Origin of the sequence: Hoeflea prorocentri (genome assembly GCF_027944115.1) — a bacterium.
Lineage (GTDB): Bacteria > Pseudomonadota > Alphaproteobacteria > Rhizobiales > Rhizobiaceae > Hoeflea_A > Hoeflea_A prorocentri.
Genome location: NZ_JAPJZI010000001.1, coordinates 210,944 through 225,274, shown reverse-complemented (window position 1 = coordinate 225,274; position 14,331 = coordinate 210,944). Strand labels below are relative to the sequence as shown.

The 14,331-nt window shown below is 54.8% G+C and carries 14 protein-coding genes and 1 tRNA gene; 9 read left to right on the top strand and 6 right to left on the bottom strand.

Annotated elements, in window-relative coordinates:
* Nucleotides 1-205: 205 nt before the first annotated feature.
* The 4 genes from OQ273_RS01080 (at nucleotide 206) to OQ273_RS01060 (ending at nucleotide 4,855) form a co-directional block, all read left to right on the top strand.
* Nucleotides 206-1,465, top strand: coding sequence for a hypothetical protein (locus OQ273_RS01080; protein WP_267988619.1), 1,260 nt, complete (start codon nucleotides 206-208; stop codon nucleotides 1,463-1,465).
* On the top strand, nucleotides 1,465-2,007 hold the full coding sequence (locus OQ273_RS01075; protein WP_267988618.1) for a HEPN domain-containing protein: 543 nt from the start codon (nucleotides 1,465-1,467) through the stop codon (nucleotides 2,005-2,007). The genes OQ273_RS01080 and OQ273_RS01075 overlap by 1 nt, the downstream gene beginning before the upstream one ends.
* 506 nt (nucleotides 2,008-2,513) lie before the next feature.
* Nucleotides 2,514-3,026 (top strand): hypothetical protein, encoded by a 513-nt coding sequence (locus tag OQ273_RS01065; protein ID WP_267988616.1) that lies wholly within the window; start codon nucleotides 2,514-2,516, stop codon nucleotides 3,024-3,026.
* 668 nt (nucleotides 3,027-3,694) lie between these two features.
* On the top strand, nucleotides 3,695-4,855 hold the full coding sequence (locus OQ273_RS01060; RefSeq protein ID WP_267988615.1) for a tyrosine-type recombinase/integrase: 1,161 nt from the start codon (nucleotides 3,695-3,697) through the stop codon (nucleotides 4,853-4,855).
* 199 nt (nucleotides 4,856-5,054) lie between these two features.
* Here the strand turns inward: OQ273_RS01060 and OQ273_RS01055 are convergent.
* Nucleotides 5,055-5,131: transfer RNA gene (locus OQ273_RS01055), tRNA-Met, on the bottom strand.
* Between the two features lie 143 nt (nucleotides 5,132-5,274).
* Here OQ273_RS01055 and OQ273_RS01050 point away from each other — a divergent pair.
* Together OQ273_RS01050 and OQ273_RS01045 are read left to right on the top strand one after the other, a co-directional pair.
* The gene (locus OQ273_RS01050; RefSeq protein WP_267988614.1) at nucleotides 5,275-6,234 is read left to right on the top strand and encodes a Gfo/Idh/MocA family protein; all 960 of its coding nucleotides are present in this window, start codon (nucleotides 5,275-5,277) and stop codon (nucleotides 6,232-6,234) included.
* A 266-nt stretch (nucleotides 6,235-6,500) separates the two neighbouring features.
* Nucleotides 6,501-7,640, top strand: coding sequence for a DegT/DnrJ/EryC1/StrS family aminotransferase (locus OQ273_RS01045; protein WP_267988613.1), 1,140 nt, complete (start codon nucleotides 6,501-6,503; stop codon nucleotides 7,638-7,640).
* A gap of 86 nt (nucleotides 7,641-7,726) precedes the next feature.
* Here OQ273_RS01045 and mnmA read toward each other — a convergent pair whose 3' ends face one another.
* Nucleotides 7,727-8,926, bottom strand: a complete 1,200-nt coding sequence (gene mnmA, locus OQ273_RS01040) for a tRNA 2-thiouridine(34) synthase MnmA (RefSeq protein WP_267988612.1) — start codon at nucleotides 8,924-8,926, stop codon at nucleotides 7,727-7,729.
* 467 nt (nucleotides 8,927-9,393) lie between these two features.
* Between mnmA and sciP the strand changes: the two genes are divergently transcribed.
* Nucleotides 9,394-9,669 carry a CtrA inhibitor SciP gene (sciP, locus tag OQ273_RS01035; protein ID WP_267988611.1) on the top strand — a complete coding sequence of 92 codons (276 nt, stop codon included), beginning with the start codon at nucleotides 9,394-9,396 and terminating at the stop codon, nucleotides 9,667-9,669.
* A gap of 78 nt (nucleotides 9,670-9,747) precedes the next feature.
* Here the strand turns inward: sciP and OQ273_RS01030 are convergent, their stop codons facing one another.
* Both OQ273_RS01030 and OQ273_RS01025 read right to left on the bottom strand, forming a co-directional pair.
* Nucleotides 9,748-10,254 carry a paraquat-inducible protein A gene (locus tag OQ273_RS01030; protein ID WP_267988610.1) on the bottom strand — a complete coding sequence of 169 codons (507 nt, stop codon included), beginning with the start codon at nucleotides 10,252-10,254 and terminating at the stop codon, nucleotides 9,748-9,750.
* Between the two features lie 104 nt (nucleotides 10,255-10,358).
* Nucleotides 10,359-10,715, bottom strand: a complete 357-nt coding sequence (locus OQ273_RS01025; protein ID WP_267988609.1) for a flagellar export protein FliJ — start codon at nucleotides 10,713-10,715, stop codon at nucleotides 10,359-10,361.
* A gap of 429 nt (nucleotides 10,716-11,144) precedes the next feature.
* On the opposite strand from OQ273_RS01025, the gene ctrA reads away from it, so the two are divergent.
* Nucleotides 11,145-11,846 carry a response regulator transcription factor CtrA gene (gene ctrA / locus OQ273_RS01020; RefSeq protein WP_267988608.1) on the top strand — a complete coding sequence of 234 codons (702 nt, stop codon included), beginning with the start codon at nucleotides 11,145-11,147 and terminating at the stop codon, nucleotides 11,844-11,846.
* Nucleotides 11,847-12,190: 344 nt separating this feature from the next.
* Here the strand turns inward: ctrA and OQ273_RS01015 are convergent, their stop codons facing one another.
* Together OQ273_RS01015 and chpT are read right to left on the bottom strand one after the other, a co-directional pair.
* On the bottom strand, nucleotides 12,191-12,556 hold the full coding sequence (locus OQ273_RS01015) for a response regulator (protein ID WP_267993003.1): 366 nt from the start codon (nucleotides 12,554-12,556) through the stop codon (nucleotides 12,191-12,193).
* Between the two features lie 179 nt (nucleotides 12,557-12,735).
* Complete coding sequence (gene chpT, locus OQ273_RS01010; RefSeq protein ID WP_267988607.1) at nucleotides 12,736-13,371, bottom strand: histidine phosphotransferase ChpT; 636 nt, start codon at nucleotides 13,369-13,371, stop codon at nucleotides 12,736-12,738.
* Nucleotides 13,372-13,545: 174 nt separating this feature from the next.
* Here chpT and OQ273_RS01005 point away from each other — a divergent pair, with 174 nt between their 5' ends.
* Nucleotides 13,546-14,145 (top strand): DUF1134 domain-containing protein, encoded by a 600-nt coding sequence (locus OQ273_RS01005; RefSeq protein ID WP_267988606.1) that lies wholly within the window; start codon nucleotides 13,546-13,548, stop codon nucleotides 14,143-14,145.
* Nucleotides 14,146-14,331 lie beyond the last annotated feature (186 nt).

Sequence of the window (14,331 nt, the reverse complement as noted above, 5' to 3'; positions counted from 1 at the left end):
ATGCAGAAGGCTGATCTCCGCGACTCTTTGGTCAGCTATAGTTTGGCCCATGCAAGTGAACGCTATCGGCCCAAACCTGCTGTTCATCGTCCGTTGAAGCGCTGCGTTGCAGCGCGGCCTACGGCCGCTGAAGATAGTTACCCGGGCGATTCTAAGTAGTATAACTATGAGTGCTCTCTCAATTCAGCGACAAAAGAGGACAGTCTTGACGGATAAGATCACATTCTCCGATTTCCCCACAGATCCAACGGGCACTGAACTTGAAAGCCTAATCGTAGAGTTTTGCGAGCTGTTCAAGCCGTTGGAGCGCCAGAACATGATTGTATTGATCGATGAACTAACCGGAGCCCCTTTTGTAGAATGCCACGCTCTTGCTTCAATTATCTGCGCGCACGGAACTACGGACGTGGCACTGGATCCTGATGCCTCCGGCGATTATCGAGCGAATCGAGAATTAGTAACAAACCACTCGGCTTTCGAGCAGATGAAGTCAGATGCCTTGGGAAGGCGTAAGTTCAGCAATATCGTCTGCGAGTTCTTGAGTGATAATGATGGCACTCTTGAGGTAATCGGTGGTCAGCACCGGTTCGAAGCGATTTCGGAGGCACTGAACGACAAGATTGATGTGCATCACGGAATCAAAGTCTACTTCGACTTGGACAAGGACCAGAGGCTGGATGTTCAAGTAATCTCGAATACCAACATAGCTGTGTCAGCAGACCTGCTTGATAGAATGTATGCCACGATGGAAGGGCCCGAACTTCGTGACTGGTGCCAGCAGTGTGGACTTCTGGAAAAGGATGGCGATTTTGCCGACAAGGCGAGCAGGGCAAGTCCAACCACTGTGAAAGAAGCCCGAACATTTATTGTGAATTTCTATGCTGGCCAGAACATTGACGACAAAAAGTTCGATTCAGTCGACACCACGCCCAAAATTGTAAAATCGGGCGAACGTGAGCCCCAAGACTGGGTTCAGGCCAAAAAGGATCACCCAAAGATGTGGCAGGATAAAAACCTGCTAGAAGCGGGAAAGCAATTCGTGAAACTTCAAGAAGCTCAAAAGGCCGCTTTCATGGACAAGAAAACAAAAAAGCTAAAGGGGCGAGCCGACCAAATCTACAAAACGCGGAACATAGCTTTGCTAGCAGGTTGGGCTTTCGTTGCTGGCGTGCTGCAAAGGAACAAAGCGCGCCTGAAGCGGCACTACGACCTTGTAAAGAGTACGAGCAAGGATCCATTGCGTGCCGACTTGCTAGCTCAGGGAAAGCATGCGACCGACCCTGAGGCTTATCGAGGATTAGGCTTCCGCTCAGATCCAAAAGAACGCGGACGTTTCACTGAACTTTTCTGGCTGCAAGCGGAAAAGGGGACTGGCTTTTCGAAGGGTGTGATAGATACCGCAATCAAAGGCTACGAGGCGAAGAAGGCCGTGTTGGAGTTCGAAAAAGGTAAGGCAAAGCTTTAATGTCCGATTTTGTGGACTATGCGAGGACTTTGATGGATGCCGCCAAGGGCTTTGCGGAAAAGGCAGAGATCGAAAAGCGCACAGATCAAAAACAAGCTTTTCTCCGAGCTGCACTTTTGCACGGGGTTTCCTTCTTAGAAGCGCATATTAACGAGATCTCTGATCACTTTAAAAACCGTTCAATCTTGTCCGTACATGAAAAGGGTGTGCTACTCGAAAGGGAGGTGCGCCTCGAAAAGGGCTCTTTTCGACTTTCAGCCACTCCAAAGTTTTCCAGAATGACTGATCGCATTGAGTTACTTCTCAAAAAATTCTCCGATGACGTGGCTGCTTCCAAAGGTACTTGGTTTAGCAAACTGCAAGCCGCCATTGACGCAAGAAACCGGCTTGTGCACCCCAAGGAGGTTCATTCTCTCTCGCATATAGAGGTAATAGGAGCGCTGCAGGCAATTATTGATTGCGTCGACGCTTTGTTCCGTGCGGTATTCAAAAAGCCCCTCCCCTACAAGGGAAAGTATATGGGCGGTGGTTTGGACTTGTAGTGATTGAATGCGCTCGCTGCAAACGCCCGCTTTCACATTCTGCTTAAAAATCACAGCGTTTAATCGGGCGAGTTGACATCTGCGATTCTATCCTCGCAACCGCACACCGGGTCCACCACCATTCGCATCAACAAATTCAACACCAGCATCTTCGAGTGCCGTCTGAATCGCTAACACGTTCTCGTACGTCCCACGTACCGGGCCGGATCCTGCCTCCATCCGCTTGATGGTTGGAATCGAGACACCCGAAGCCTTCGAAAGCTGCTTCTGCTCCCATCGGAGCATCGCGCGCGCACCACGAATCTGTTCAGATGTCACCATTCAAAAGAACTTTCTTGATCCATATAGATCAACATTAATGCCTACAGTTGACTATATAGGAAATAGGTGATACAGGGGTATCACTACTTATCTACTGAGACAATGCATGGTAACCGAACAGCGTGAGGGGGTGCGCGAACACCCACCCCACGCCTGACCACAACCTGACTTAGAGGAGTCCGGTCATGGCTACCCGTACCTTTAACACAAGACTTTCCCGCCGTGCCATACTGGCCGGAGGCCTTGCCACACCGGCATTGGCCTTTCCTACTTTCAACGCCATAGATACCCTTCCGGTGCCTACGCTACCCGACCTCGATCCCAACGCAGATGCCGAGTTGTTTCGCCGCATTGCGACGGCAGAACAATTTCGTAACCGGAACGCCAGGGCGCGGCGACTACTCAAACGACTTCGAGCAGCAGGTAGACGAAGCGATCTCATGCCCAGCCCCCTCAGAGACACTCATGCGAATGCATGGCTTGAATGCTGGAAATCCTTTGAAGGCTACGCAAAGGCCGTGCGTGAAGCTGTCGCTGTTCCAGCACGGACGGTAGCTGGCGTCCATGCCAAGCTTAGCCTTGGGGCTATCGCGACACGGCAAGATGCAGCCCGGGTCTACATGTATGAGGATCGCGCATGGTTGGATGCCGTCCTCTCCGACCTTGAGCGTATGGCGGATCGAGAACAGCGCCTTTAAGGGGCCGCATGTCGAAGATGCCAGGATCTTCTGGGGGATTGGAAGGGTTTTTGCTGCTTGCAAGCAAGCCTGCCGGGCCGCACCGGACAGTCAAGGGGCTATGCCCGCCTCTGGCGGCGGCCCTGTGGGCCGCCCTTGACAGTCCGCCTTCTTCGGCCCGGCCATAATCTGATTAAGCATTGAAAAAAGAATATTGGATGGAAATAGCCGGACTGTTCGAGGCTTTCCCCGAGAGAACAACAGCTGGTTGATGGTGGATGTAAGTGTATATTTTTACGTGAGTTTTTCCGTTGATCTGTCGAATTTCCGGACTTAGATATGACACACAACCAAGAGCATCTTGGGAAAACGTTAGTGATGGTCGAAGACGAGAACAAGCCGTTCAGGAATAGCCGATGTACCACTGCAAACGACAGCACGAGAGTAACGCGCTAGCGAAAACAGGCAAAGGGCTTGACTCGGATCTCCTTTGCGGCGCCAAGGCTATTGCCGCTGCCTTGGGGTGTAAACCGAGGAGGATTTATCACATTGCAGAGCGCGGTTGCATGCCAATCTGGAACGAACCAGGTATCGGCCTAGTCGCGCGGAAATCTTCGCTCGAAACCTATTTCAAGAAACGCGAGCAGCAGGCACTCGGACGCGAACGGAGATAGATACAGGCTTCGTGTATGGCAAGGGTCAGGAAAAGGTCTTGGGCAACAAAATCGGGCGAGAAACGCACCGCCTGGCAGCTGAACTATGTTGATCGTGACGGAAACCTTCAACAGAAGCAGTTTGGAACCAAACGCGAGGCAGAAGACGAACGCATCCGTGTTGAAGGTCAGATTGCCCGCGGCGTTCATGTGCCTGATAAACGTTCGATAACGGTGGGAGACGCCGCACGAGCATTTCTCAGCGACTTCGAAAACCTGGTCGACGCCAGTAAGCGAGCGCGAATTACGTTGAGGGGATACGAACAACACGTCCGCTTGCACTTAATACCTTTCAATATCGCAAAATCAAAAATCTCTCGGCTAAGTGGACCGGACTGTGTCGCTTTCGCACGTGAACTGGAAGTCAGCCGTAGCGACGATCTGGCCCAACGCGTGTTTTCGACGCTCCGTATGATCGTTGACTATTCGGTGGGTCAGGGTTGGATCGGCAGCAATCCGGCGCGGGCGATTTCGGTACGCACCGCGCCCGATTGGGAAGCTGACCGTGAGTCTCTGAATTTGCCCCCGATGGAAGTCTTGAAAACGTTTCTCCAAGCGTCGGCGAACTTCGACAAAAGTGGACGCGCCGAAGCCTTCGTGAGCGTCTTGTTATTCCAAGCCCTCAGAATAAGCGAACTACGCGCCGTGAGCCGACGGTTCATATGTTTGAAGAAGCCGACAACCGAGATTCAGGTTCGACGCAAGGCCGATCGCTGGAACAACATTGAGCGAGTTAAAACAAAGAACAGCATTCGTAATGTGCCAATAGGGCCTCGAACAGCAAAAGCACTCCGCAAGTGGATGCTTTCATGCCCTTCAAATCAGGATGCTTTGGTCTTCGGCAACGGGGTGGGCAAAGTCGAAAGCTATGCCAATCTCTATAATCGGCTTTGGGTTCCACTGATGGTCTCCGCCAATATTATCAAGGAAGGCGATAAGCCTCTCTTCGGCATGCACAGCCTTCGTCATGCAGGAATATCGTTGTGGATCAAAAACGGCGCCACGCCAAAGCAAGTCAAAACCTGGGCGGGGCATGCCAGCATCCAGACGACATGGGATATTTACGGGCATCTTTGGCGCGAATATCAGGACGAAAGAAACGCTGCCAAGGCAGCTGAGCAAGCGTTGTTCTCCTGACAAACATCATCACGAAAGTGAACTGCGCAACCTAACAGGAATTCGCAAGACAAAACGGGTACAAACAGGCACGCGCATGTCAAATCTATGTCAAACGGAAAATGCGGAAAATCTGACAAGTGTTGAAAAATAAGGGTTTTTCGCGCTAACGCAAAAACGGCTATTTTTCAGCGAAATCTCTCTAAGTCTTTGAAAAAATTGGTAGCGGGAGAGGGACTCGAACCCCCGACACGCGGATTATGATTCCGCTGCTCTAACCACCTGAGCTACCCCGCCGGAGAGCCAAGAACGGCGCGATATAAGGGCGCACGCTTGCCGGTGTCAAGCAAAAGCTTGCAGAAAATCCGGCCCGCCACTTGCGCGCTGCCAGGCAGGCCGATATGGCAACGCGGGAACGACAAAGGACGCAGACAAACAGTATGAAATCCAAACCGGCAGTTGCCGTCATCGGATGCGGCTATTGGGGCAGGAATCACGTCAGGACACTGAGCGAGCTTGGAGCCCTTTATGCCGTATGCGATGAGGATAAAATCCGCGCGGCAGACCTTGCCGGGCAATTCGGCGTTGCTTCAATGGACATGGAAGACGTTCTTTCGAGCAGCGACATTGATGCCGTTGTCCTCGCGCTGCCGCCGCAGTTCCATGCGCCGATGGCTCTCAAGATCATCGCAGCCGGCAAACATCTTCTGATCGAGAAACCGATTGCGCTGACTGTCGAGGATGCCTCGGCCGTCGTCGAAGCCGCGGCAAAAACAGACCTGACAGTCATGACCGGCCATGTGCTGCGCTTTCACCCGGCCTTCGAAGCCCTCGAACGCATGGTTCTAGAGGGCAAGCTGGGACATATTCAATATATCCACTCCCACCGCGTCGGCCTCGGCAGGTTTCACACCGAAAACGATGCGCTTTGGGATATCGCCCCCCATGACTTGTCGCTGATTCTGGCGCTTACCGGCGAGGAACCCGCCGATATCCGTGGCGAAGGGGCGGCTGTCCTCGATCACTTGAGCGATTTTGCCCATTTGCATCTGAGCTTCCCGGGCGGCATCCGCTCACATGTCTTTGCCTCGCGCCTGAACCCCTACCGCGAGCGCCGCCTGACGGTGATCGGCGACAAGGCGATGGCTGTGTTTGATGATGTCGCGCCATGGCAGGAAAAGCTCGCTGTTTATGACCACCAGGTCTGGAAGGGTGACAACGGCCTGGAGTTTGAGACGGCCGAGCCGCGCTTTATCGACATCGCGGACGGGCTTCCGCTGACACGTGAATGCGCCCATTTCATCGCGTGTATTGCCGAAGGCAAACCCTCCCGCACGCCGGTTGACGACGGCCTCGCCGTCATCAAAATCCTCTCGACGGGCACTGTAAGCCACGACTGATTGGCGATTTGCGGCGCAAATCACCCAAAAAATACCGATCACCTGCGGTTACAAACTGCGCCTTTGTGTGATGGTCAAGGGGTAGAAATATGTGCAATGACAGCGTATTAGCTAGATTCAAAGGGATTTGACGTTATTGTCGGTGAGAGTGTGGACATTCGGCATGTTGGGGTCCGAATGTCCACAATACTCTTTTTTAGGCACTGTCGGGCGACCGGCCTATTCCGGACCACCATCAGTGCGACCGCAGGGGGACTGAAGCAAACATGCAGTTTATCGATCTTGCTGCGCAAAGGGCGCGCATTGGCGATCGTCTTGAAAAGGCAGTCTCCAAGGTTCTCAGCGAAGGCCGTTATATTCTCGGACCGGAAGTGTCGGAATTCGAGGAAAAGATTGCCGACTATGTGGGCGTCAAGCACGCAATCGCATGCGCCAATGGCACCGATGCGCTTCTGATCCCGCTCATGGCCTGGAAGATCGGCCCGGGAGACGCGGTCTTCGTGCCGTCATTCACATTTGCCGCAACGGCTGAAGTCGTGGCACTGACCGGTGCAACCCCTGTCTTCGTGGAAGTCTCGCACGAGACATACAATATCGATCCGGTCCATCTTGAAGAAACCATCGTCGCCATTCGCGCGGAGGGCCGCCTTAATCCGAAGGCTGTGCTTCCGGTTGATCTGTTCGGCACGCCTGCCGATTACCCGGCGATCAATGCCGTCTGTAACAAATTCGGCCTGCTGATGCTGGAGGATGCTGCACAAAGCATTGGCGGCAAGACCCCTGCCGGCCGTTGCGGGTCCTTTGGCCATGCCGCGGCAACCAGTTTCTATCCGGCAAAACCGCTCGGCTGTTACGGTGACGGCGGCGCCATGTTCACCAATGACGATGCCATGATGGAAAAGCTGCGCTCCTATGCTTTCCACGGCAAGGGTGAAAGCCAGTACGACAACATTCATGTCGGCATAAACTCTCGGCTCGACACGATCCAGGCAGCCATCCTGCTTGAGAAACTGGCGATCTTCGACGAGGAGCTGGAAGCACGCCAGAATGTTGCGGCCTATTACAGCGAAAATCTGAAAGACCATGTCCGCGTGCCGCACACGCCGGAAGGCATGGTGTCAGCCTGGGCGCAGTTCGCCATCGAAACCGTCGACCGGGACGCCCTTAAGGCAACGCTGGCCGAGCGCGATATCCCGTCGGTGATCTACTACGTCAAACCGCTGCATCAGCAGCCCGCCTATGCTCACCATCCGAAGGGCCCCGGCGAGCTGACGGTCACGGAACAACTGCCGAATTCAATATTGTGCCTGCCCATGCATCCCTACCTGCAGCGCAGCGATCAGGATCGCATCATCGAGACGATCATTGAATTTGCGTCCTCCCGCCAGGCGGTGGCGGCGGAATAACCAAACCGCTATCTGGGGTATCGGCCGGCCATTGTGCCGGCCTTTTTTTGCACGGACGGAACGCCTCGGGTTAAATCACACAAGGCTTAGCCCTGGTGCAGGGCCGCGGGTTCGGAAGCGTCTGACAACACCGCCTGAAGCAGTTTTTCCGCCTCGTCCGTGCGTTCGGTCCGGTCGATGAAACCGCCGCCGAAGACACGCGCATCGTCTTCATCGCTTGAATAAAGGACACAGGCCTGCCCCGGAGCAATGCCCGGCTCGCCCTTTTCGAGTTCTACCACCAGCGTGCCGTCCCTCGACCAGACGATTGCCGGCTTTGGCGGCCGCGTCGAGCGAACCTTGGCAAAGCAGTTGAAACCGTCCTGCGGCAGTTCACTGTGCGGCGTGTCGCCAAGCCAATTGACGTCACGCAGGAAAAGCCTGTGGGTGTCGAGCGCCGATCTCGGACCGACAACTACACGCGAAGACGGCGCATCAAGATGAACAACGTAAAGGGGTTCGCCGACCGCAACGCCTATGCCACGGCGTTGACCGATCGTGTAATGCATGATGCCGTCATGGCGGCCAAGAACCCGGCCGTCAATATGAACGATCTCGCCCTTCGCCGCCGCTTCCGGCCGCAGTTTTGTGATGATGTCGCTGTATTTTCCCTGCGGCACGAAGCAGATGTCCTGGCTTTCCGCCTTGTCGGCCACGTTCAGCCCCATGCCGGCCGCCAAAGCCCGGGTTTCGGCCTTCGGCAAACTGCCAAGCGGAAACCGCAGGAAGTCGAGCTGTTCCTGGGTCGTGGCAAAGAGAAAATAACTCTGGTCCTTGCTGCTATCGAGCGGACGATAAAGCGCCCTGTGCTCGCCACGGGGACGTGAGCGGATGTAATGCCCGGTGGCCAGCGCATCAGCGCCGAGATCTTGGGCTGTCTTCAAAAGATCCGCAAACTTGACCGTCTGATTACAGGCAACGCAGGGAATAGGCGTCTCGCCGGCCACGTAGCTCTCGGCAAACGGATCGATCACGGCCTCGCGGAAACGCTGTTCGTAGTCCAGCACATAGTGAGGGATGTCCAGCGTTTCGCAGACGCGCCGTGCGTCATCAATGTCCTGGCCCGCGCAGCAGGAGCCGGCCCGGTGCACGGCGGCCCCGTGATCGTAGAGCTGCAGCGTCACGCCGACGACATCATAGCCTTCGCGCTTCAAAATGCCGGCAACAACCGACGAGTCGACACCGCCGGACATGGCGACGACAACCCGTGTGTCTTCGGGCTTCTTATCGATATCTAAAGTGTTCAAAACCGTTTTCCGCGTTCAAAGGCGTTAAAGGCGCCAATCAAGCTTCTGGCAATGATATATGCAATCGGCTGTCTGTCGGCAAGCCATTCGCGCCCTTGGGCCGTTTTTCAAGAACGCCCTTGCCCTCGAAACCGCTGCTGAAAACCGGCAGCCAAACCCATCTTCCGACGCAATACGCACTTCGTTTCATCCGGCGCAATCGGCGGTGCAATCCGGATTGCCCACAATTTCAGGTTGGTGCAAACGGCTAAGGCACCTTCGACCGGCCAACCCAGAACCAGCCTATTAATTCTTTAAAAGCAATGCACTAGCGATAGGTCGCAAGAAAAGTCGACAACCGTGTCACGCCGGCCTCAAAAGCGATCACTCAAATACATGTAAACTCAAGGTCATTTGTTTAGACAATCTTTAAACCTCAATCTGTATGGTGTTGGAAGTTAGGTCTTTGAGTTTGTGTAGAGTGTCCAATGACCGAGATGGTACGACCGAGAATTAAATATGTAATCGGCCCCGACGGTAGTCCGTTGACAATTGCCGATCTTCCTCCGAGCTCCACGAGGCGCTGGGTCATCCGCCGCAAGGCCGAAGTCGTTGCCGCCGTAAGGGGCGGACTTCTGAGCCTTGAGGAAGCGTGTGAACGCTATACGCTGACCGTCGAGGAATTCCTTTCCTGGCAGGCATCCATCGATGCCCACGGCCTTGCAGGACTGCGGACCACGCGTATCCAGCAATACCGTCACTGATCGCGACGATTACGCGCCGGCCGTCATCCGATCGGCGCGCACCTGCTTCCCCAAAATCATAAACATGCCCGGCTCCGGTCACAGCCCGTTTGGCGATGGTCTTGCCTGAATGAGCCAGTGCGCCACCGTGACCGTCAGCGCCGAGCCGGCATAACACCACAATCCCGGTTGGGTGAATGCGCTGGCGACACCGCTTGATTTGGCGGCGACGATAACCAGTGCCACCAGCAGGACATCCATCATCGACCATTTAGAAAGCAGCGGTATAAACCGGCCGATCAGCCCGGATCGGCCCGGTTCATTGCCGCGCCTTGCGGCCTCGTAAAGAACCGTCAGAATTTTCAATACGGGAAAGATGGCCGAAAAAAGCGCCACCAGCAATGACAGGGCAATATTTCCGTCGCGCCAAAGCGTGGCGATGATATCTGCAAGTGACGGGGTTTCCTCAAAGAAATAGAGTTTTTCGAACCGCACAAGCGGCAGCACGAGCCCAAGCGCCAGGAGGAAAGGACCGGCGAACAAAAGAGGCGGCAACAAAAGCGGATAGCGCAATGACGAACCCCGGCCTGTGAGTGGTTGAGACACGCCCTTCCCGGAATGCCCCTCGGCTTTAGCACCGCGCGCAGCAAAGCACATCCGCGCTGGCGGAACCAGCGGGATGTTCTTGCGTCCAGGTAAAAGGAGTTCGGCTAGCCGACCTTGGTGCTGCGCGCGTTTGCATCACGCACTTCAAGCGCCTCGGCTTTCTCCAGATCGGCCTCGGCTTCCTCCACCGCCAGTTCCGCGGCATCCTGCTGCACCCGCAACTCGCGGATGGAGCCTTGCAGGTTTTCAGCCCGCTGACGCGCCGCCTTGGCGAAGGTCGGATAGGCGAAATGGGTGGGATCCGAAATTCCCGACTTCTTTTCCTCTGCCGCAATCTGATACTCCAGTTCGGCGGCCATGCGCTCGAACTCGGACATCATCAGCTGAATCTGATTCAGCTGCCGGCGTTTGTCGTTGACCTGAAACTCTTTCAGGCGAACGAGGCTCTCACTAGACTTCATACGCATTACTCCCGTGACGCGAGATCCCGGCACTCCAATTCCGTTATCCGTCCCCGATTACACAATTCGCATAACTTAATGCTAACGAAACGGCCGTTTGGCCGTTTTGGTAACCTTTCGTTTACGGACATCGTTAATCATAGGGCCAATCGCTTAAAACCGGGTAAATGAAATTCACCTGAATCGAGTTTTCTTTCGTGAATCTACCGAGTCGGTTATAAGCTTTTCTTAATGTATCAAATTAACTTCCGTTTTTTTGATTCACATTAAGAATCAGTAGGTTGAACATCACAACTGACGACAGAATTAAGGGTTGCGTTACCGAATTAGAATTTGTTAACCATTTCATGACAGGTTCGGTGGGCGACGACTCGGTCCATAGGGTGCACATGGCCGTTGCGGCCTTTTGCGGCGGAAAAGGGGAAATTCATGCGGGTTTTATTGATCGAGGACGACAGTGCGACTGCACAGAGTATCGAATTGATGCTCAAGTCGGAAAGTTTCAATGTATACACCACCGACCTCGGCGAAGAAGGTGTGGACCTGGGCAAGCTGTATGATTACGACATCATCCTGCTAGACCTGAACCTGCCGGATATGTCCGGTTACGAGGTCCTGCGTACCCTGCGTCTTTCGAAAGTAAAGACACCTATTCTCATCCTGTCAGGCATGGCCGGTATTGAAGACAAGGTTCGCGGTCTCGGCTTCGGTGCCGATGACTATATGACCAAGCCATTCCACAAGGACGAACTGATCGCGCGCATCCACGCCATCGTCCGCCGCTCGAAGGGACATGCGCAATCGGTCATCACGACCGGTGATTTGCTGGTCAATCTCGACGCCAAGACCGTCGAAGTCGCCGGACAGCGCGTCCACCTCACCGGCAAGGAATACCAGATGCTGGAACTGCTTTCCCTACGCAAGGGCACGACCCTGACGAAGGAAATGTTCCTCAACCATCTTTATGGCGGCATGGATGAACCGGAACTCAAGATCATCGACGTTTTCATCTGCAAGCTACGCAAGAAACTGGCAACTGCAGCCGGTGGCCGCAACTACATCGAGACTGTCTGGGGCCGCGGATACGTGCTTCGCGAACCGGAAGACAGCGAGATACTCGAAAGCGCCTGACGCAGGCCAGCATTCAGACGAACATAATCATACCCGCCGAAGCAAAGCTTCCGGCGGGTATTTTTCTGCCGGCCTGTCCAGGCAAGCAGTCGTTTCGGCAAGACTTGTGAACCTTTTCAACGAGCGCACCATCCCTGAACGCCCTGGACATCTAAGTCAGCCGACACACCAAACACCCGGAAAACCCGTCTTCGGATATGGCCTGCATCCGATCCGATCCGTGCCCTCTGGCCTGATCTCCACAATTTTCGGTTTCAACCTATGGTCGGAAAACAAAAAAAGCGGCGCACAGGGATGCGCCGCCATCAATCGCGACAAAATTGCCACAACGGCTAAATGTCTGCTCAGGCTGCCGTTTTTGCCTGTTCGGAGAACACCTTTGTAAGGATATCCCGATCAAAGGGCTTGAGCAGGAAGTCGTCCGCACCCGCGCGCTTTCCCTGCATCATGTTCTTCAGCTTGCCCTCGATCAGGCAATAGTAAATTTTCACCTTGTCGCCGCCAGGCAATTTCCTGACATCGCTGATCAGCTCGGTCGCCCCCGGCAGGTCAGCATCAACGATCAGTACCGCCGGCACGCGCCCTTTGCAGATCGACATCGCGGCCTCAACATTATCTGCCTCGGAAACGAGAAATCCCAGATCCGCCAGGATCCGTTTGGCGACCTTCCGAATGATCACCGATTTATCGACCAAAACAAGCCGTTGCATCATCGTTTCTCCCCAATAAAAGGCCCGGTCCCGAATACCCGCCCGTGGGCCAACGGAGCTCGGGGGCGTTTGTCGCGCCCCACCTGATCGTAATTTAGGTTGGAGACCGTAAGATTTGGTTACCGCAGACGCTTAACAAGCGGTAAATAGAGATGCCGTTTTGATGGGGCAGCGGCCACTCAGGACGCGGTAAAGACCACTTCCTCGGCGCCAGCGGTGCTTGTCAGCACCATATCGGCGGCCTCGGCCAACAGCACCGTGTAATAGGGCTGAATGGAATGCGCATCGATCGGCTCGCTGGATTCGCCACTGTGAATTTCGAGAAATTTCGGCGGAACGCGCAGCATGCTGCCGCTCGCCCTCAATGTGAATTTCGGATTGGTCTCAAGGTCTTCGAGAATAATGGTTATCGAGCCCCCGCGCGGGATCGATCCGTAGGCGACGAGAAAAAGGTTCAACAGCAACTTGACCTTGTTCTTTGCGACAATTGCACGTCCACCTTGCCAGGAAATCTCGGTTTTATTGTCGGCGCCGGCAAAGTCCATCACGACCTTTTCCGCCTCTCCAGTATCGATTGACGCACCGACCGAGCCCGATGCGCCGAAAGCCAGCCGGGCAAATTTCAAGCGCACCGACGCGTTATGCGCACTGGTTCGGATAAGGTCCATGGCATCTTCGTCAGCGCCACCTTCATCGAGAAGCTCCAGGCCATTGTTGATGGCCCCGACCGGCGAGATGATGTCATGACACACCCTGCTGCAAAGGAGCGCAGCCAGGTCCGGACCCGAAAGCGTCAGATTTGGATTTGAAGACATGTCTTGCTCCTTGTTAAGGCCCGCCCAGGCAAAAGTTCGAGGTTCGGCTACAGCTCCTGACAAACCAGCGGATGTCACAATGACAACACATTTGGTAAACTGACTGTTAACGTCCTCCGGCGATGATACTGAGGCATTATGAGTGCCAGGTTAATTCCGATTCGGAGATATAAGATGAACCGCGTGCATCGCGCAATCGCTGCCTTGTTGCTGCATATGACAATTGCGTCAGCGCTGGCGGCGGCAGGCCTTTCCACAGCATTGGCTCAGCAGGCCCAACCGGACGGCTCACAGCATTACACGATGCAGGAGATGGTTGACGCCGGGCACAACTATTTTGGCTCCGCAACAGACGGTTTTGCCCGCGTGGTTGAAAACGCCTTTCAGCAATACGGTCTGCCAAATGGATATGTTCTGGGTGAAGAGGCATCTGGAGCCCTTGTCGGAGGTTTGACCTATGGCGAAGGCCAGCTCTACACCAAGAATGCCGGTGAACATCCGGTCTTCTGGCAAGGCCCGTCCCTGGGCTTTGACTATGGCGGCCAGGGCAGCCGGGTGATGATGCTGGTTTACGAGCTCGGAAGCGTCGATGACATCTACGGCCGTTTCGCAGGCGTTAGCGGCCAGGCCTATGCCGTCGCCGGCGCGGGCATGACCGTGCTGCAGGGCGCGCATGTGGTCATTGTGCCCATTCGTACCGGCGTCGGTGCCCGGATCGGCATCAATATCGGCTACCTGAAGTTGACGCGCCGCCCGACCTGGAACCCGTTCTGACCGATCGCGGAGGCCGTAGCGGCTGTGCCCGAAAAGACACGCTGGTTAACCAGAAGTAACCGGGAACCCTTTACCCGTATCTGCTAGCATGCTTTATGCAGGTGGGCGCGGCAATCGATGGACTATACGACACATCCTTTGTGTTGCAGTTGCCGCGAAAACGGGTGCCGACTATGGCCCCGGTCT